Source organism: Janthinobacterium sp. GW822-FHT07H10 (assembly GCF_058798675.1).
On sequence record NZ_JBXAKS010000004.1, the window covers coordinates 100,595 to 117,993 of the forward strand.

A 17,399-nucleotide genomic window follows, 5' to 3' on the forward strand; every position below is an offset into this window, starting at 1 on the left:
TTTTAATAAAAGGATCGTTTGATGGCGGATATAAATATAGTTCAGCAACATAAGCTGACAGCGGTAAAGGCGCGTGAAGCGGCGCAGCAAGTGGCCGACAAGCTGGCCCAGGAATATGACCTGGCGTGCGCCTGGGATGGCGACGTGCTGCGTTTCGAGCGCAGCGGCGTCGATGGTTCGCTGACGCTTGAAAAAGAGCAGGCGCAACTGCAAATCAAGCTGGGTTTCATGCTCAGCGCCTTCGCCTCCACGATTGAAGGCAAGATCGCCGAGAAGATGCGCAAGGTGTTTACCGAGCCAGCCTGACGGCCTTGCACCCGCTTGTCTGGCGCCACTTTTGGTGGTAGGAATGGCGCCGCAGCGAAGGGCGAAAAGACGCAGGAAACTGGCTTCTTTTCGCCGCTTTACCCCCTTGTTTCCCACTTGACTGTACGCTGGCGAACATTGCTAGCACATTTCTATTTGGAAAGCCATTGGACTTTGCGGGCTTTTTGCGTTATACTTGAGTCATATTTACAACAGCTACACCGCGTTTCACCTTCTGCTTCGCAGTACTCCCACTCGCTGAGTGGTGAATAATTCTTTGGGTTTTACACCCGCATCCAGTTAAACGTAAGTAATCGATTTTTTCGGTTAAATACATTTGGTGCCATGTATTTGCATGGCGCTAGCGTTGTTAAAAGTCCTGAACCACAGCCTCTTTTAGCACGCACACGGCACCCCGGCATCGGCTTTTGCCATCCGCTGGTCACACGCGTGTCACCCCCTTTTCCTGTCGCTCCCGTGCGCTTGTGCGCCGTGGCGTAGCCGACGGAACGGGGTTTGCTGATTCCCGCCGCAAGCTAGCAGGCTTGCTGGGTTTCATTCCATTCGTCAAATCGAGGGAGAACCACATCGTGGCAAAACAAATTATTATCGACCATGTGTTCAAAGTGTTCGGCGACAAGCCAGAAGAAGCGCTTGAACTCGTCCGTCAGGGCGCCAGCAAGCAGGACATCCTGGCCAAGACCGACTGCACCATCGGCGTCTTCGACGCCACCTTTACCATTGAAGCGGGCGAGATCTTCGTCATCATGGGCCTGTCCGGTTCGGGCAAGTCGACCCTGGTGCGCATGCTGAACCGCCTGATCGAGCCGACCGCCGGCCGTATCATGATCGACGGCAACGACATCAACACCTTGCCGGACGCCCAGCTGCGCGCCCTGCGCCGCAAGGACATCAGCATGGTGTTCCAGTCGTTCGCGCTGCTGCCGCAAATTACCGTACTCGACAACACCGCCTTCGGCATGGAGCTGGCCGGCATGCCCAAGGCCGAGCGCCATGCGCTGGCCCAGCAAGCGCTGGAGCAGGTGGGCCTGGACGGCTACGGCGCCAGCTATCCCGATGAATTGTCGGGCGGCATGCAGCAGCGCGTGGGCCTGGCCCGTGCGCTGGCTTGCGATCCATCGATTCTGCTGATGGATGAAGCGTTTTCCGCGCTCGATCCGATTATCCGTACGGAAATGCAATCGGAACTGCTGCGCCTGCAGCAGATCAAGCGCCGCACCATCGTCTTCATTTCGCATGACCTCGATGAAGCCATGCGCATCGGCGACCGCGTCGCCATCATGAAAGACGGCCACGTGGTGCAAGTGGGCACGCCGGAAGAAATCCTGCGCAAGCCGGCCAACGATTACGTGCGCAACTTCGTGCGCGGCGTCGATGCGGCGGCCGTCTTCAAGGCCAGCGATATTGCCCGCAAGAGCCAGATCGTGGTGTCGGAGTCGCCGAGCCGCGGTTCGCGCGCCGCCCTGTCGATGCTGGAAGAACAGGATCGCGCGTTTGCGTATGTCGTCAATCCGCAGCGCAAGTTCCTCGGCGTCGTCTCGGCCGATTCGCTGCGCAATGCGCTCGACGGCCATGTCGGACCGCTGGGCCTGGCGCATGCCTACCTGCCCGACGTGCAGACCATCAATGCAGATGAGCCAGTCGCCGGCCTGTTCGGCCAGGTGGCGCAACTGCCTTACGCCGTCCCTGTGGTGGCCAATGACGGCAGCTTCCGCGGCGCCATCAGCAAGACTACCTTGCTGAAGTTCCTCGACCGCGATACGCCAGCCATTGCCGAGCCACAACAACAGAAAGGACAAGCATGAACCCAAGCACCGTTTCCACAGTAGAACCTGTTGTTGAACAGGCCGCCCAGATCAACCCCTGGGCGCTGACGCCGCCCACCGACGCCAGCACCGCGTGGCTCGATGCGGCCGCGCCTGCCGTACAGCCGGAACATGCGGCCGGTTTCCACCTGACGCAGATTTTCGATGGCTCGCTGCCGCTGGAAAGCTGGATCAACCAGGGCCTGGGCTGGGTCGTCGCGCATTTCCGCCCCTTCTTCCAGGCCGTGCGCGCGCCGATCGACAGCGTGCTGTCCGGCGTGGAAGGCGTGCTGCTGGCGGCGCCGTCGCTGACGGTGATCGCCATCATCGGCTTGCTGGCGTGGCAATTTACCAGCCGCACCCTGGCCATCGGCACCGTGCTGGCGCTGCTGCTCGTGTCCATGCTGGGCATCTGGCCGGAAGCCATGACCACCCTGTCGCTGGTGCTGACGTCGCTGGCGTTCTGCCTGGCCATCGGCTTGCCGTTGGGTATTTTCCTTGCCAGCAGCGACCGCGCGCAAAACATCCTGCGCCCCTTGCTCGACGCCATGCAGACGACGCCAGCCTTTGTTTACCTGGTGCCGGTGGTGATGCTGTTCGGTATCGGGAATGCGCCGGGCGTGATCGTGACGATCATCTTTGCCCTGCCGCCGCTGGTGCGTCTGACCAACCTCGGTATCCGCCAGGTGCGTCCGGACCTGATCGAAGCGGCCCGCGCATATGGCGCCTCGCCATGGCAGTTGCTGACCCGCGTGCAATTCCCGCTGGCCATGCCATCGATCATGGCCGGCATCAACCAGTCGCTGATGCTGTCGCTGTCGATGGTGGTGATCGCCTCGATGATCGCCGTCGGTGGCCTGGGTCAGATGGTACTGCGCGGCATCGGCCGCCTGGACATGGGCCTGGCAACGGTCGGTGGCCTGGGCATCGTGCTGCTGGCCATTACCCTGGACCGGTTGACGCAGGCGATGGGCCAGCCCCGCCGCGGCGTGCGCCACTGGTACCAGACGGGTCCCGTGGGCTGCGTGCTGCGCCTGGTGCGTGGCAATACCGTGAAAAATAATGCTGACCAGCAAGCTACGCTGGCCAGCGCACAATAAGAAAGGAAGCACATGCATCAAATTGACCATTTTGAGGTAACGCAAAAATCGCAACGCAAGTTCCAGTGGTATTCGGCCCTGGCGATTGCCGCCCTGGCCCTGACCACCAGCCTGGCCATGGCGCAAACGCCGGCCGTGGCCGCCAATGCGCTGCCGGGCAAGGGCGTCAAGGTCCAGCCGCTGCAAAGTTCGATCGCGGAAGAAACCTTCCAGACCATGCTGGTCGACAAGGCCCTGGAAAAGCTCGGCTACGAAGTGCAGCCGATCAAGGAAGTGGAATACCCGACCGCGCATATCGCCATCGCCAACGGCGACGCCACCTTCATGGCCGTGCACTGGGACCCGATGCACAAGGATTTTTATAACAATGCGGGCGGCGACGCCAAGCTGTTGCGCACGGGCCAGTATGCGGGGCCGGCGGCGCAGGGTTATCTGATCGACAAGGCCACGGCGGAAAAGTACAACATCACGAATATCGACCAGTTGCGCGACCCGACCCTGGCCAAGCTGTTCGACCACGATGGCGACGGCAAGGCTGACTTGACCGGTTGCAACCCGGGCTGGGGCTGCGAAGCGCTGATCGAGAACCATATGGATGCGTACAAGCTGCGCGAGACGGTGACCCACGTGCAGGGCAGCTATGCGGCCCTGATCGCCGACACCCTGGGCCGCTACAAGCGTGGCGAACCGATCCTGTACTACACGTGGACGCCGTACTGGGTCAGCGGCGTACTGGTGCCGGGCAAGGATGTCATCTGGCTGAAAGTGCCGTTCTCGGCCAATCCGGACAAGGTGAATACCCGCCTCGACGATGGCAGCGATTACGGTTTTGCCGTCAACACGGCGCGCATCGTGGCCAACAAGGAGTGGGCGCAGAAAAACCCGGCCGCGGCCAAGCTGTTCGAAGTGATGCAATTGCCGGTGGCCGACATCAATGCGCAGAACGAGCGCATGCGCCGCGGTGAAAACACGCAAGCCGATATCGCGCGCCACACGGCCGGCTGGATCAAGTTCCACCAGCAGACGTTTGACGGCTGGATCGCGCAAGCGCAGGCGGCGGCGAAGCAATAAGAGTCAGCGCCGTTTATTTCCGCATAAAGAGTGGCTACCGATACGGTAGCCACTTTTGCGTTAACCGCCTGTTTTCGTGGGTTTTGGTGAGTTTTTAGCCTGTTTCGGCCAGTTTCAGGTGCAAAATGGGGAAAGGCTTGCCGAACGGGTCGCGTTCGGAACGGCTTGCGTCGAGAAAACCCAGGTGGCGGTAAAAGCCATGCGCCTGCGTGTTGTGCTCGTTCACATCGACGGCCGTCGCTTGCAGGCTGGCGATGGCGTGCCGGACCAGCGCGCTGCCGGCGCCGCTGCCGCGCCGCTCCGGATGCACGAACAGCATTTCGATCTTGGCGTGCTCGACGCACAGGAAGGCATAGGCGACGCCGTCATCGGCGCGCAGCACGTGCAGCAGGCGTTCGGCCGTCACCCTGGCCAGTTCGTCGCGCACGAAGGGGCTGAGGAAGGCGATATCGCTGTCGGCAAGGAAATCGTGGGTGGCGCGCACGGACAGGTGCCAGACGTCGAACAGACGGGGCAGGTCGGCGGCGTGGGCCAGGGAAACCTGGGAAATCGGTGATGGTGTCATGCGGAAATCATAACATTGCCCCGGCGTCAGCCGGGGCAGGGGAGGGACGATCAGTCCTTCAAGTCTTCGATCAGGTCGATGTATTGCTGCTGCGCCTCTTCTTTCGAGGTGCCGGCCAGGGCCACCCAGGCGTCGAACTTGGCGCGGTTGACGAAGTCGGTCATGCCGGGACGCTCGCCCGTGGCGTCGCCGCTCGACGCTTGCTTGAACAAGGCGTAGATTTTCAACAAGGTCATATTGTCCGGACGCTCGGACAGGGTCTTGGAATCGAGCTGCGCTTGATCGAATTGCTCTTGTAAACTCATGATGGCTCCTGTGTGCTGATGGAATCGCTGGGAAAGTGCGGCAGGCCTGGCGGAGTGGCCACCGTGCGTGCTGCAGTGCCTGACATCATAGTGAAAAAAGCGCGCCGTGCATTAGAGGACACACTCAAAAAAAGCGCCGCCGCTGAGTGAACAGGGGCGGCGCCTGGCGTGGTCATGTGAACCTTGCCCGGTCGGTGCTTAGACGCCCAGCAGTTCGACGTCGAAAATCAGGGTGGCGTTCGGTGGAATCACGCCGCCGGCGCCACGCGCGCCATAGCCCAGTGCTGCCGGGATGATCAGCTGGCGCTTGCCGCCCACTTTCATGCCTTGCACGCCTTCGTCCCAGCCTTGAATCACGCGGCCAGCGGCCAGCGGGAACTCGAACGGGTCGTTGCGGTCCTTGCTCGAGTCAAATTTCGCACCGGCGCTGCCGTCGTCGTTTTGCAGCCAGCCCGTGTAGTGCACGACAACATTGTTGCCGGCTTGCGCTTCAGCGCCTTCGCCGACAACGGTGTCGATGTATTGCAGGCCGGAAGCGGTGGTAATGGTGGTCATGATAATCCTTGTGTAGGCGATGAAAGCTTCAGATTGTAGAGCAATGGCTTGCAAAGCGCCATTCCAGGCCCTGTCGAATGGAAAAACCGGAAATTACCGTCGCTTGTTGCCAGCGGTAGCATTTAAGGGGGGATTTCACACAATAAATACAGTGTTTCCACGTAAAATACATGTTTTGTATTTAACAGTGATTTCTTCCATGTTCCGCAGTCTACGCCGCCTTCTTTTTTCCTCGCTGTGCCTGGTTTCCGCAATGTCTACGGCGCAAGCCGAAGTGGTGGTGGTGCTCAATTCCCGTGATGCTACGGTGCAACTGCTGGACCAGAAAACCTATGCCCCCCTGTCCACCTTTGCCGTCGGCAAGGAGCCGCATCACCTGATGGAGACGCCGGACGGCAAGTCGCTGATCGTCGCCAGTTCCGTCGGCAATGAGCTGATCTTCCTCGACCCCGTGTCGGGCCAGATCCAGCGCCGCATCAGCAACATCCTCGACCCCTACCAGATCGGCTTTTCGCCGGACCAGAAGTGGTTCATCTCGAATTCGCTGCGCCTGGACCGCATCGACCTGTACCGCTACGATGGCAAGAACCTGACCCTGGCCAAGCGCATCCCGCTGCCAAAGTTGCCTAGCCACATGGCGTTCACGGCCGACAGCCGCATGGCCTTCATTACCCAGCAGGGCAGCAACCAGGTCAGCGCCATCGACCTGGAGACGCAGACGGTGAAATGGACCATGCCCGTCGGCCCCGCGCCGGCCGGCATCACGATGACGCCCGATGGCAAACATTTGCTGGTCGGTATCATGGGCAGCGACTATGTGGAAGTGATCGACTGGCGCACGCAAAAGACCGTCAAGCGCATCAAGGCCGGCGCCGGCACGCACAATTTCCGCGCGCTCGGCGACAACCGCATGACGTTCGTCTCGAACCGCGTATCGAACACGATCAATATCATCGACCAGAAAACGCTGGAAAACGTGGGCACCATCAATGTGCCGGGCGGTCCGGATTGCATGGAAATCACGCCCGACGGCAAGACCATGTGGGTGACCTTGCGCTGGATCAAGAAAGTGGCCGTGATCGACTTGACGACGCGCAAGGTGATCAAGCTGATACCCGTGGGCCGCTCGCCCCATGGCGTGTATTTCGCCACCCACTCGCCGCGCATGTGATGATGGCGCCCCTGATTTTGCGCCGCCTGGCTCCTGGCGTGAGCCGCCGCGCCGTCACGCCCGCCATGCTGCTGTGTGCGGCCATGCTGCCGCACGCTTGCGCGCATGCGACTGCCGCTGCCAGTCCCGTGCCTGCCGCTTCCAGCGCCGCGCCTGCCAAGCTTGCCGCGCCTGGCGCCGTCGCCACACCCGCGCTGTCGGCCGCTCCGGCCGCCTGCAAGGGCACGATCTACCTGACGTTCGACACGGGTAGCCAGTCGCAAGCGCAGCTGATTGCCGACGTACTCAATAAACGCCATATCAAAGCCACGTTTTTCCTGGCCAATGAAAAGACCACGCGCGGCGACTATTCGCTTGATGCCTCTTGGGCGTCATACTGGAAGGACCGCGTGGCCGAAGGCCATGCGTTCGGCACGCATACGTTTGACCACGTGTACTGGAAGAAGGATCTAGCCAACGGTTTGATCCAGGTCAAGCCCCAGTTCGGCAAGGAGGGCGGCAAGCTCGCGTCCTTCACCGACAAGCAGTTCTGCGAGGAATTACGCCGTGTCGACACGCGTTTCCAGGAGCTGACCGGGCACAAGCTCGACCCGTTCTGGCGCGCGCCGGGCGGCTATACGTCGCCGCGCACGCTGGCGGCAGGCAGCGCCTGCGGATACCGGCATGCGGGCTGGGCGCCAGCAGGGTACTCGGGCGATGAATTGCCCAGCGATAAGTATCCAAACGCCATGCTGCTCAAGAAAGCGCTGGCGAACCTGCGCAGCGGCGATATCTTCATCTCGCACATGGGCATCTGGTCGCGCAAGGATGCGTGGGCGCCGGCCAACCTCGATGCCCTGGTCAAAGGCCTGCAGGACAAGGGTTTCTGTTTTGCCACGCTGCGCGAGCATCCCGATTACGCGCAGAAGAAGGGGCAGCCATGATGACCGCCGACATCGCGTCCCTCCTGCAGCCCGCCGTCGACACGGTGGTCGATGCCTTTGGCGCGGCGCAGGGCTGGCTGTTCCAGACGGTCGTCAATCCGCTCGTGTACCACCTGGGCTTTGGCGAATTCACGGAAGAGGCGTTCGAAGGCACGGAATGGCTGCTGATCGGCCTGTGCGAACTGCTGCTGCTGTTTCTCGTGCTGCGCCCGCTCGAAGCGCTGATACCCGCGCAAAAGATGACGGATCCGCGCGCCCGCTGGAACGATTTCATCTATACCGTGCTGCACCGCATCGGCCTGTTTTCCGTGCTGGTTTTCTTCACGCTCGACCCGCTGATGGATGCATTGGCCGGGGCTTTGCGCTTCGACAATATCCATCCCTTGAACCTGGAGTCGCTGTTGCCCGGCATCAGCCCCTTGCTCAGTTTTATCATTTATTTTGTGATCATCGACTTCGTCGACTATTGCTACCACCGCGCCTCGCACCATTTCGGCTGGTGGTGGGGTTTGCACAGCCTGCATCACAGCCAGCAAAACATGAACTTGTGGAGCGATGACCGCAACCACCTGCTCGATGACTTTTTGCGCGACGTGGTCATGGCCCTGGTGGCGCTCGGTATCGGCGTGCCGCCGGGACAATATGTGCTGCTGGTCTCGATTTCGCGCATCTTGCAAAGCTTGCAGCACGCGAATGTGAGGATACACTTCGGCCGCATCGGCGAGCGGCTCTTGATTTCGCCGCGTTTTCACCGCACGCACCATGCGATCGGCGTGGGGCATGAGTCGAAAGGCAAGGGCAGCATGGGCGGCTGCAACTTCGGCGTGGTCTTGCCGATTTGGGATATGCTGCTGGGCACCGCGAATTTCTCGGCAGGCTATGCGCGCACGGGCGTGCGCGACCAGCTGGCCCGCATCGACGGCAATGGCGTGGGCCGGCCGGGACGCAACTATGGACGCGGCTTCTGGCAACAGCAATGGCTGGGCCTGCGCCGCATGGTGGAATTTGCAAGATTGAAACGAAAAGGACGCCGTTGATGCGTAATGTGCTGAACTCGTATGGCCGTGCCTTGCTGTCGCAATTGCACGGCAGGATATTGCTGCTGAGTGTCGCGCCGTTCATCCTGTCGCTGATCCTGTGGGGCGGCTTGCTGTATGTCGGCCTGCAGCCGCTGATCGACAGCCTGCACGCGCTGTTCACGCAGTACGATTTCTTCCGCACCAGCGGCCAGGTGCTGGCCACGTTCGGCCTGGGCGTGCTGAAAGCCGTCATCGTGCCGCTGATCGCCATGTTCATGCTGCTGCCGCTGATGATCTTGACGGCCCTGATCTTCATGGGCCTGTTCGCCATGCCGGCCATCGGCCGCCATATCGGCGGCCGGCATTTTCCGCAACTGGAAAAGAAGCATGGCGGCAGCCTGGTCGGCAGCGTCGGCACCTCGCTGGCCACCTTTCTGCTGTTCATCGTCGCCTGGCTCGTCATGCTGCCCCTGTACGCGTTTCCACCGGCCGCGCTGGTGGGGCAGGCCGTGCTGTGGGGCTGGCTGACCTACCGGGTGATGGCGTATGACGCGATGGCCGACTACGCCAGCGTGGACGAGCGCCACGCCATCATGCGCGAGCAGCGCTGGCCCCTGCTGGCCATCGGCATGGTGTCCGGCGCGGCCGGCGCCGTGCCTGGCCTGCTGTGGATGGGCGGCGTGATGTCCGTCGTGTTTTTCCCCTTCCTGGCGGCGTTCGCCATCTGGCTGTATGTGCTGATCTTTATCTTCACGGGCCTGTGGTTCCAGTATTACTGCCTGGAAGCACTGGCGCGCCTGCGGGGCCAGCGCGGCATGACGGACGTGGCACCGGCGGACGCCTGACCCTCACTATCGAATCGAAGAAGGAAGTTTCATGGCTATCGGATTGATCATCATCGGCGACGAAATCCTGTCGGGCAAGCGCACGGACCAGCATTTTCCGAAAGTGGTGCAAATGCTCAAGCAGCGCGGTTTGCAGCTGAGCTGGGCGGAATACGTGGGCGATGAACCGGCCCGCCTCGTCGCCTTGCTCAAGCGCAGCTTTGCCAGCGGCGACATCGTCTTCAGCTTCGGCGGCATCGGCGCCACGCCGGACGACCACACGCGCCAGGCCGCCGCCGACGCGCTGGGCTTGCCGCTGGTATTGCATCCGCAGGGCAAGGCCAATATCCAGCAACGGATCACGGAAATGGGCGAGGAGGCGGGCGTGCCGGCCGACTTGCACTCGCCGGAAAACCTGCACCGCCTGAAAATGGCGGAATTCGTCCAGGGCGCCGAACTGATACCGAATCCGTACAACAAGATTGCCGGCTTTGCCGTGCGCGAGCATTACTTTGTACCGGGCTTTCCCATCATGTCCTGGCCCATGATCGAGTGGGTGCTCGATACGCATTACGCCCACCTGTTCAACCAGGTACCGCACGCGGAACACGCCTTGCTCGTGTACGAGACGGCGGAATCGCTACTGACGCCGCTGATGGTGCGGCTCGAGGCGGAGTTTCCGCTGATCAAGGTGTTCAGCCTGCCCAGCGTGGGCGACGCGCAGACGCGCCGGCATATCGAACTGGGCGTCAAGGGCGAGCCCGCGCAGGCGGCGGCCGCCTTTGCCGAGATGCGCGCCGCGCTCGATACCTTGCAGGCGGAATACACCACCATCTGACCGGCCGCCAGCCCGGCGCCGGCGGCTTTTTCGCTGGCGTCCAGCCCGCCTTGCTCCTATGTTCGCGAGCGTACAGTCCAAGACGTTGTTTTTTTGCGAAAATCTTCAATGAAGCAAGATTTTTGTGTGCGCTCGTCAGTCGTTTTCATGCCGATGTGGTGGAATGGTGAACAGGGGCGTCGCGTGCAGGAAGCGGGGCCGCCTGCCTGTGCAGTAGAGCGTATTTTTGATTCATCGGTATGGACATCATGTTAAGCAAGCTTCGTTGTGACCAGCTACGGCTGGCCCCGGTCTTACCCTGCGCGGATTGCAGCCATTGCCGCACGAGTGTGCGGTGCAGCTACCGCATTTTCCGCGCCGTCCACACCCAACCTTACCCCAGCATCCCATGAAAGACACAGGCGTCAACCTGGCCGCGCAAGAGCGGCCCCCAGCCGATACACTGCCCGACGCGGGCGCCGAGGCGCCGCCGCCGGCGAGCCCGCCGAAGAAGCGCCGTTCGCGCATCTGGCCCATCTTTGCCATCATTGCGCTGGCGCTGATCGCCGGCGTGGCCTGGTTCGTCATGCGCGAAGTGCGCACGTCGGCCCTGCAGGCGGAATTCTTCACGCGCCTGGACCGCCAGCTGACGTACAAGGTCGAGCCTGGCCCCGCGCCGGCGGACGCCATCCGCTACCCGCAGCATGGCCCGTACGACGAGCGGCTCGGCTATGCCAGCCTGCCGGACTTCATCACCAAGCTCAACGCGCGCGATTATGAAATCACGGCGCAGGCGCGCATGTCGCCGAAGATGGTGCAGCTGGTCGATCGCGGCATCTTTGCCACGTATCACGAGAAAAACCGCGCCGGCCTGTCCATCCTCGATTGCCGCGCCGCGCCCCTGTTTGCCGCCAGCTACCCGGAGCGCATGTTCGACGGCTTCGCCGAAGCGCCGCCGGCGCTCGTGCAAAGCCTGCTGTTCATCGAAAACCGCGAATTGCTCGACCCGGGCACGCCCGAGCGCAACCCGGCCGTGGAGTGGGACCGCCTGAGCAAGGCTGTCCTCGACAAGGCGCTGAACCTGTTTGGCGGCCACCGCAGCGGCGGCGGCAGCACCCTGGCCACGCAGATCGAAAAATACCGGCATTCGGAAGACGGCCGCACCAGTTCCATGCAGGACAAGCTGCTGCAGATGATTTCGGCCAGCCTGCGTTCGTACCAGGATGGCGAAAACACCATGGAAGCGCGGCGCAAGATCGTCGTCAATTACCTCAATACCGTGCCGCTGTCGGCGAAAAGCGGCTTTGGCGAAGTCAACGGCATTGGCGACGGCATGTGGGTCTGGTATGGCCGCCCGTTCGCCGAGGTCAAGACTTTGCTCAAGGGCAATATGGACCAGCCGGGCAGCGCGCTCGCCTACAAGCAGGCGCTGAGCCTGCTGATCGCGCAGCGCCGTCCCTCGCATTATCTGGTGGCCGGCGGCGCCGACCTGGAAGAATTGACGAACAGCCATCTGCGCCTGCTGGCGCAGGCGGGCGTGATCTCGCCGCAGCTGCGCGATGCCGCCGTCGCCGAGCGCCTGCGCCCATCGACGGCCTCGGGCGTGCAGTCGGAAGCGTCGACCTCGTTCGTCACGCGCAAGGCCTCGAATGCCGTGCGCAACCACCTGGCTGGCATGCTCGGCGATCCGCGCTTGTACAACCTCGACCGTCTTGACCTGAAAGTGGTCAGCACGCTTGACGCGCAGGCGCAAAACGCCGTCACCAAGGTCTTGCGCGAGCTGCGCGACCCCGAAGTGGCGAAAGCGGCCGGCCTGACGGGCAAGGGCATGCTGGGCAATGGCGACCCGGCCAATGTCGTGTACAGCTTTACCCTGCTGCAAAAGGGCGAGCAGGCCAACCTGCTGCGCGTGCAGACGGACAACTATGACCAGCCGCTCGACATCAACGAGGGCGCCAAGCTCGACCTCGGCTCCACGGCCAAGCTGCGCACGCTGGTGACCTACCTGGACATCATCGACCAGCTGCACCAGCGCTACAGCGGCATGGGCGCCGCCGAGCTGGGCAAGATCGCCGTCGATCCGAAGGACATGCTGTCGCAGTGGGCGATTGCCTATTTGAAACCGTTGCCGCTCGGCGAGGCGCGCAAGCTGCCGGCCATGCTGGCGGCCGCCATGGAACGCAAGTATTCGGGCAACCCGGGCGAAGGCTTCTTCACGGGCGGCGGCTTGCACCATTTCGGCAACTTCTCCAAGCTCGACGACAGCCGCATCATGACCTTGCAGCAGGCGCTGCGCCAGTCGACCAACCTGGTGTTCGTGCGCCTGATGCGCGACGTGGCCCGCTACTACATGTTTTCGCGTCCCGATTCGTCCGCCTCCTTGCTGGCGGACGCCGACGATCCGCGCCGCGCGCAGTACCTGAGCCGTTTTGCCGACAAGGAAGGGCGCGAATTCCTGCACCGCTTCTATCAGAAATACCGTGGCAAGAGCGTCGACGAGCAGGAAAAGATCTTGCTGGCCAGCATACGCCCGACCCCCGTGCGCCTGGCGAATATCTTCCGCACCATCAATCCGAAGGGCACCGTGGCGGAATTCGGCGATTTCCTCAACGCCAACTTGCCATCGCAAAATGAAGTGCCGCCCGAGCGCGTGGCCAAGATGTACGAGCAGTACGCGATGGAAAACTGGTCGCTGGCCGACCGTGGTTATCTCGCCAATGTGCATCCGCTGGAACTGTGGATGGTGGCGTACCTGCGCCAGCACGAGGGTTCCACCCTGTCGCAGATGGTGGCGGCCAGCGAAAAGGAACGCCAGGAAGTGTACAAATGGCTGTTCAATACGCACCGCAAGCATGCGCAGGACCGCCGCATCGCCAATTTGCTGGAAGTGGAAGGGTTCCTGGAAATCCACCGCCAGTGGAAGAAGATGGGCTATCCGTTCGACTCGCTCGTGCCGTCGTACGCGACGACCCTGGGCGCCTCGGCCGACCGGCCCGCCGCGCTGGCCGAGTTGATGGGCATCATCATCAACGATGGCGTGCGCAAGCCGAGCGTGCGCATCGATTCCATGCATTTCGCCGCCAACACGCCATACGACACCAAGTTCCAGCGGGGCAGCAAGGTGGAGGCGGAGCAAGTGCTGTCGCCGGACGTGGCGCGCGCCGTGGCCAAGGCCATCCGCGAAGTGGTGTCGGACGGCACGGCGAAGCGGGCGAAGACGGCATTCGTCGGCGCCGACGGCGTGCCCATCCCGATGGGCGGCAAGACGGGCACGGGCGACCAGCGTTTCGACGTGTATGGCGCCGGTGGCCGCCTGATCGAGTCGCGCTATGTGAACCGCTCGGCCACGTTCGTCTTCAATATCGGCGAACGCTTCTATGGCAGCATGACGGCGTATGTGCGGGGGCCGGAATCGAAGAACTACGATTTCACCAGCGCCTTGCCGGTGCAGTTGCTCGTCTCGCTGGCGCCGAGCCTGATGCCGCTGATCGAGCCGCCCGCGCCGGCCGAAGGCGTGGCCAGGCAGTGCACCAATTAAGCGTGCGCGCTTGTATGATGAAAGCCGGCCTCGACAGGCCGGTTTTTTTTGTGGAGAAGAAAGGGACGATGGACAGGACGCAACAGATTTTTGAGCAATACCACCGTTTCGACGATGGCTCGCTGGTATCGATCGAGCAGCTGTATCAACCTCGCGGCGTGCTGTCCGTGCGTATCGTCTTGCACGCGAGAAATCATGTGCTGGAAGGAAATGTCTGGCGCCGGGTGGCCATCACGGTGGGCGAGGTGGAGGAAGTGGCGCTGAAGACGCCGGGCAACTTCATCAACCGCATCTGCTGCGGCGTGAAGCTGCTGCGCTTTGGCGACCTGTGGTGCGTCGATGTCGACGGCACGTATGCGCACGACGAGCCTGCGACCCTGGACAAGGTGCGCCGCGATGGCGATTGCTATGTCATCGGCGGCACGGTCGAGGCAGTGGAACTCGATTAGCCGGCAAACACGGCGGTCTTGTCCGCCAGGCGCGCATGATAGGCGGCGATGGCGCGGTAGTCGGGACGCTGCAGCGGCGCCATCAGCCAGCGCTTGACGGACAGGCCCAGCACGATATCGGCCACGGTAAACGCTTCGCCGCACACGAAGGCGCCCGTGCGCTGCAACTGCTGCTCGAGGATGCCCATCATCTTGTTCCATCCGGCAATACTGGCCGCCAGTTGCGCGGCATCCTGGTGCGCCGGGCTGTGGCGCACCAGCGACATGAAGGCGTAGCGCCAGCTGTTGTTCAAATCGCCCATCTGCCAATCCATCCATTTTTCCACTTCCGCGCGGGCACGGGGGCTGCCTGGCAACAAGTCGTCGCGGCCCGCCTGCGCGCACAGGTAGCGGCAAATCGTGTTCGATTCCCACAGCACCAGGTCGCCATCGAGCAGCACGGGCACCATGGCGTTCGGGTTCAGGGCCAGGAAGGCGGGGTCGTCGGTGGCGCGAAAGCCGCTGCCCCAGTCTTCGCGTTCGTACGGCAGATCGAGTTCCTCGCACGTCCACAGGACTTTGCGGACGTTGATCGAGGCGGCTTTTCCAAGAATTTTCAGCATGCAGGGCTCCCGGGGCAAGTGGTTGATCCAGCACTGTAGCCGAATTGGCGACGCCGCGCGCGAGAGATGCCTTGCATAGTTGCGGTTTTCTTGGCATCGTAGCCACCCATGAAACCTATGCGCCACCACATGTCCAAAATCCTCGCGTTCAGCCGCTTTTCCGTGCGCGATTTCCTCGCCACCGCCGGCCCCACCCTGCTGCTGATCGGCGCCGTCTGCGCGCTGGCGTACTGGCTGGTCGACCCGGCGCCGCCGCGCCAGGTCAGCCTGTCGACGGGGCAGGACAATAGCGCCTACGAAGAATTCGGCAAGAAATACGCGGCCACCCTGGCCAAGCACGGCATCAAGGTGACCCTGCAGCCATCGCTGGGCTCGCAGGAAAACCTGCAGCGCTTAAATAGCGGCAAGACCGATATCGCCTTCGTGCAAAGCGGTTCGACGGAGCACGCCGATGCCGAACGGCATGGCCTGATTTCGCTGGGCAGCCTGTTTACGGAACCCGTGTGGCTGTTCATGCGCGAAGACAAGGCCGTCACGGAGCTGACGCAACTGAAAGGCATGAAGATCAACCTGGGGCCGGAGGGCACGGGCGTGCCCAGCCTGTTCCGTCAATTGCTGTCCGTAAATGGCGTAGAAGCAACGGAGCTGACGGTAAGCGACCTGCAAAACACGCCCGCCACGGTGGAGCTGCTGGAAGGGCGCATCGACGGCCTCGTGTTCAGCTCGGCGCCGGAAGCGCCGCTGATTCAGATGCTGCTGCAAACGCCGGGCATCAAGCTGTTTGATTTTTCGCAAGCCGAGGCGTACACGCGGCGCCTGCCCTTCCTGACCCATGTCATCTTGCCGCGTGGCATCGTCGACCTGGGGCAGAACATTCCCGCGCAGGATTATCACCTGATCGCGCCGACCGCCACGCTGGTGGCGCGCGAAGACTTGCATCCGGCCCTGATCGACCTGTTCGTGCAGGCGGCGGCCGGCATCCACGGCGGCACGGGCTGGTTCCAGCAGCAGGGGCAGTTCCCGTCCGCGCGCTACACGGAAATTCCCGTCGCGCCGGAAGCGCTGAAATTCTACAAGGATGGCGCGCCCGTGCTGCAGCGCTATATGAGTTTCTGGCTGGCCAATTTCTTCGACCGCATGTGGGTGCTGGTGGTGGCGCTGGGCGCGCTGATTCTGCCCCTGTCGCGCGTCGTGCCGCCGCTGTATGTGTGGCGCATCCGCTCGCGCGTGTACCGCTGGTATGGCCAGCTGCGCACGGTCGAGCAGGCGCTGGAAGACGTGCCGGAAGATAGGCGTGCTGCAGTGTATGCGGAGCAATTGACGCGGCTCGACCAGATCGAGGAAATGGTCAACCAGATTTCGATCCCGCTGTCGTTTGCGGACGGCCTGTACGGCTTGCGCAGCCACATCAATTTCGTGCGCAAGCGGATTCAAACCCTGATGGGCGAGCATCCGACCGCCGCGGCGGAGGCGGGCGAGCCGGCCTGAGCGCTGGATGCCGGCGTTTCCTGCTTAGCGCCGGAGCGCGCCGTGCGGCCCGAGCCATAGCCGCACCGTTAAAACCTCAGGCGCCCAGCCACGGCAAGCCCGCCTTGCACCAGCCACCGATCTGCTTGCGGTGGCCGTCGGCATCCTTGTCGCCCTCGAAGCCTTCGAGGATGTCGAAGCAATTCGCATAGCCGTGTTCGGTGGCCAGCTTGGCCGCATGGCGCGAGCGCACGCCGGAGCGGCACAGGAACAGCAGCACTTCGTCCTTGCCGGCCTGGGCAGCCAGTTGCGCGAGAAAGTCGGGATTGGGCACGCCGCCCGGATAAGTGGCCCATTGCACCGCACCATGCTGGGTATCGGCGATGTCGACCCGGCCGACCCAGTCGCGCTCGGCATTGGTGCGCACGTCGATCAGCTTGACGCTGGCATCGAGTTGCAGCAATTCATACGCTTCCTGCGGCGTCACGGCGCCGGCGTACGGCGTACCCTCATTGGCGCGGCTGCGGGCGGTGCTCAGGATGTCGGCGGCGGTGGTCATGGCGTCCTCGATGAAGGTGGAATGGTATGAACGATTATAGTGCGCCACCGGCGCCCCGCAAACGGGAATACGCGGTGCATGCGCGTCGCACCATAAAGAGGCATTTTCTCAAAAAAGCGAGGAAATGCACGATAATGGTGCGTTATTCGTTTTTCGCACTTGTATAGTGCATTCCTGATGTACGGCTGTCCTTGCGTGGAAATCGCCGCCATGAAAACTTTCACTGGGATGACAGCGATTTTGCCGCCGACACCCAGGAGCTCCTGGAGCTGGCATGGAATCTGCTATGATCCCTATGAGTT

The 17,399-nt window shown here is 62.3% G+C and carries 17 protein-coding genes; 12 read left to right on the top strand and 5 right to left on the bottom strand.

The features are described 5' to 3' along the window. Positions 1-21 precede the first annotated feature (21 nt). From AC1RDJ_RS11155 to proX, 4 genes are all read left to right on the top strand, one after another. Positions 22-306 carry a polyhydroxyalkanoic acid system family protein gene (locus AC1RDJ_RS11155; protein ID WP_071325161.1) on the top strand — a complete coding sequence of 95 codons (285 nt, stop codon included), beginning with the start codon at positions 22-24 and terminating at the stop codon, positions 304-306. 590 nt (positions 307-896) lie between these two features. Then, the gene (proV, locus tag AC1RDJ_RS11160) at positions 897-2,132 is read left to right on the top strand and encodes a glycine betaine/L-proline ABC transporter ATP-binding protein ProV (protein ID WP_071326675.1); all 1,236 of its coding nucleotides are present in this window, start codon (positions 897-899) and stop codon (positions 2,130-2,132) included. Next, positions 2,129-3,232 (top strand): glycine betaine/L-proline ABC transporter permease ProW, encoded by a 1,104-nt coding sequence (proW, locus tag AC1RDJ_RS11165; protein ID WP_071325160.1) that lies wholly within the window; start codon positions 2,129-2,131, stop codon positions 3,230-3,232. The genes proV and proW overlap by 4 nt, the downstream gene beginning before the upstream one ends. A gap of 12 nt (positions 3,233-3,244) precedes the next feature. Next, positions 3,245-4,303, top strand: coding sequence for a glycine betaine/L-proline ABC transporter substrate-binding protein ProX (gene proX / locus AC1RDJ_RS11170; RefSeq protein WP_289888282.1), 1,059 nt, complete (start codon positions 3,245-3,247; stop codon positions 4,301-4,303). 94 nt (positions 4,304-4,397) lie between these two features. Here proX and AC1RDJ_RS11175 read toward each other — a convergent pair whose 3' ends face one another. From AC1RDJ_RS11175 to AC1RDJ_RS11185, 3 genes are all read right to left on the bottom strand, one after another. Then, the gene (locus tag AC1RDJ_RS11175; RefSeq protein ID WP_493027463.1) at positions 4,398-4,868 is read right to left on the bottom strand and encodes a GNAT family N-acetyltransferase; all 471 of its coding nucleotides are present in this window, start codon (positions 4,866-4,868) and stop codon (positions 4,398-4,400) included. A gap of 50 nt (positions 4,869-4,918) precedes the next feature. Continuing rightward, positions 4,919-5,173, bottom strand: a complete 255-nt coding sequence (locus tag AC1RDJ_RS11180; RefSeq protein WP_493027465.1) for an acyl-CoA-binding protein — start codon at positions 5,171-5,173, stop codon at positions 4,919-4,921. Between the two features lie 198 nt (positions 5,174-5,371). Next, a complete protein-coding gene (locus AC1RDJ_RS11185; protein ID WP_071325158.1) occupies positions 5,372-5,728 on the bottom strand; it encodes an FKBP-type peptidyl-prolyl cis-trans isomerase in 357 nt (118 codons plus the stop codon). A 199-nt stretch (positions 5,729-5,927) separates the two neighbouring features. On the opposite strand from AC1RDJ_RS11185, the gene AC1RDJ_RS11190 reads away from it, so the two are divergent. From AC1RDJ_RS11190 to AC1RDJ_RS11220, 7 genes are all read left to right on the top strand, one after another. Further along, positions 5,928-6,899, top strand: a complete 972-nt coding sequence (locus AC1RDJ_RS11190; RefSeq protein WP_071325157.1) for a YVTN family beta-propeller repeat protein — start codon at positions 5,928-5,930, stop codon at positions 6,897-6,899. An 83-nt stretch (positions 6,900-6,982) separates the two neighbouring features. Next, a complete protein-coding gene (locus AC1RDJ_RS11195) occupies positions 6,983-7,822 on the top strand; it encodes a polysaccharide deacetylase family protein (protein WP_493027661.1) in 840 nt (279 codons plus the stop codon). Continuing rightward, complete coding sequence (locus AC1RDJ_RS11200) at positions 7,819-8,859, top strand: sterol desaturase family protein (RefSeq protein ID WP_493027466.1); 1,041 nt, start codon at positions 7,819-7,821, stop codon at positions 8,857-8,859. The genes AC1RDJ_RS11195 and AC1RDJ_RS11200 overlap by 4 nt, the downstream gene beginning before the upstream one ends. After that, positions 8,859-9,686, top strand: a complete 828-nt coding sequence (locus AC1RDJ_RS11205; RefSeq protein WP_071325156.1) for an EI24 domain-containing protein — start codon at positions 8,859-8,861, stop codon at positions 9,684-9,686. The genes AC1RDJ_RS11200 and AC1RDJ_RS11205 overlap by 1 nt, the downstream gene beginning before the upstream one ends. Before the next feature lie 31 nt (positions 9,687-9,717). Further along, positions 9,718-10,503 carry a competence/damage-inducible protein A gene (locus tag AC1RDJ_RS11210; RefSeq protein ID WP_289888292.1) on the top strand — a complete coding sequence of 262 codons (786 nt, stop codon included), beginning with the start codon at positions 9,718-9,720 and terminating at the stop codon, positions 10,501-10,503. A 388-nt stretch (positions 10,504-10,891) separates the two neighbouring features. After that, on the top strand, positions 10,892-14,020 hold the full coding sequence (locus AC1RDJ_RS11215) for a transglycosylase domain-containing protein (protein ID WP_083411999.1): 3,129 nt from the start codon (positions 10,892-10,894) through the stop codon (positions 14,018-14,020). 68 nt (positions 14,021-14,088) lie between these two features. Beyond that, positions 14,089-14,469: a hypothetical protein gene (locus tag AC1RDJ_RS11220; RefSeq protein ID WP_493027467.1), complete on the top strand. Its 381-nt coding sequence runs from the start codon at positions 14,089-14,091 to the stop codon at positions 14,467-14,469. On the opposite strand, the gene AC1RDJ_RS11225 is transcribed toward AC1RDJ_RS11220, so the two are convergent. After that, the gene (locus AC1RDJ_RS11225) at positions 14,466-15,071 is read right to left on the bottom strand and encodes a glutathione S-transferase family protein (RefSeq protein WP_493027468.1); all 606 of its coding nucleotides are present in this window, start codon (positions 15,069-15,071) and stop codon (positions 14,466-14,468) included. The two genes, AC1RDJ_RS11220 and AC1RDJ_RS11225, sit on opposite strands and share 4 nt — an antisense overlap. A gap of 129 nt (positions 15,072-15,200) precedes the next feature. Here AC1RDJ_RS11225 and AC1RDJ_RS11230 point away from each other — a divergent pair, with 129 nt between their 5' ends. Next, positions 15,201-16,559, top strand: a complete 1,359-nt coding sequence (locus AC1RDJ_RS11230; protein WP_493027469.1) for a TAXI family TRAP transporter solute-binding subunit — start codon at positions 15,201-15,203, stop codon at positions 16,557-16,559. 76 nt (positions 16,560-16,635) lie between these two features. Here the strand turns inward: AC1RDJ_RS11230 and AC1RDJ_RS11235 are convergent, their stop codons facing one another. After that, the gene (locus AC1RDJ_RS11235; RefSeq protein WP_071326668.1) at positions 16,636-17,097 is read right to left on the bottom strand and encodes a rhodanese-like domain-containing protein; all 462 of its coding nucleotides are present in this window, start codon (positions 17,095-17,097) and stop codon (positions 16,636-16,638) included. Positions 17,098-17,399: the final 302 nt, after the last annotated feature.

Excerpts from the sequence above, each read along its gene's own strand:
- AC1RDJ_RS11155 (WP_071325161.1), top strand. The coding sequence starts at position 22 with ATGGCGGATATAAATATAGTTCAGCAACATAAGCTGACAGCGGTAAAG.
- proW (WP_071325160.1), top strand. The coding sequence starts at position 2,129 with ATGAACCCAAGCACCGTTTCCACAGTAGAACCTGTTGTTGAACAGGCC.
- proX (WP_289888282.1), top strand. The coding sequence starts at position 3,245 with ATGCATCAAATTGACCATTTTGAGGTAACGCAAAAATCGCAACGCAAG.
- AC1RDJ_RS11175 (WP_493027463.1), bottom strand. The coding sequence starts at position 4,868 with ATGACACCATCACCGATTTCCCAGGTTTCCCTGGCCCACGCCGCCGAC.
- AC1RDJ_RS11180 (WP_493027465.1), bottom strand. The coding sequence starts at position 5,173 with ATGAGTTTACAAGAGCAATTCGATCAAGCGCAGCTCGATTCCAAGACC.
- AC1RDJ_RS11185 (WP_071325158.1), bottom strand. The coding sequence starts at position 5,728 with ATGACCACCATTACCACCGCTTCCGGCCTGCAATACATCGACACCGTT.
- AC1RDJ_RS11190 (WP_071325157.1), top strand. The coding sequence starts at position 5,928 with ATGTTCCGCAGTCTACGCCGCCTTCTTTTTTCCTCGCTGTGCCTGGTT.
- AC1RDJ_RS11195 (WP_493027661.1), top strand. The coding sequence starts at position 6,983 with ATGCTGCCGCACGCTTGCGCGCATGCGACTGCCGCTGCCAGTCCCGTG.
- AC1RDJ_RS11200 (WP_493027466.1), top strand. The coding sequence starts at position 7,819 with ATGATGACCGCCGACATCGCGTCCCTCCTGCAGCCCGCCGTCGACACG.
- AC1RDJ_RS11205 (WP_071325156.1), top strand. The coding sequence starts at position 8,859 with ATGCGTAATGTGCTGAACTCGTATGGCCGTGCCTTGCTGTCGCAATTG.
- AC1RDJ_RS11210 (WP_289888292.1), top strand. The coding sequence starts at position 9,718 with ATGGCTATCGGATTGATCATCATCGGCGACGAAATCCTGTCGGGCAAG.
- AC1RDJ_RS11215 (WP_083411999.1), top strand. The coding sequence starts at position 10,892 with ATGAAAGACACAGGCGTCAACCTGGCCGCGCAAGAGCGGCCCCCAGCC.
- AC1RDJ_RS11220 (WP_493027467.1), top strand. The coding sequence starts at position 14,089 with ATGGACAGGACGCAACAGATTTTTGAGCAATACCACCGTTTCGACGAT.
- AC1RDJ_RS11225 (WP_493027468.1), bottom strand. The coding sequence starts at position 15,071 with ATGCTGAAAATTCTTGGAAAAGCCGCCTCGATCAACGTCCGCAAAGTC.
- AC1RDJ_RS11230 (WP_493027469.1), top strand. The coding sequence starts at position 15,201 with ATGTCCAAAATCCTCGCGTTCAGCCGCTTTTCCGTGCGCGATTTCCTC.
- AC1RDJ_RS11235 (WP_071326668.1), bottom strand. The coding sequence starts at position 17,097 with ATGACCACCGCCGCCGACATCCTGAGCACCGCCCGCAGCCGCGCCAAT.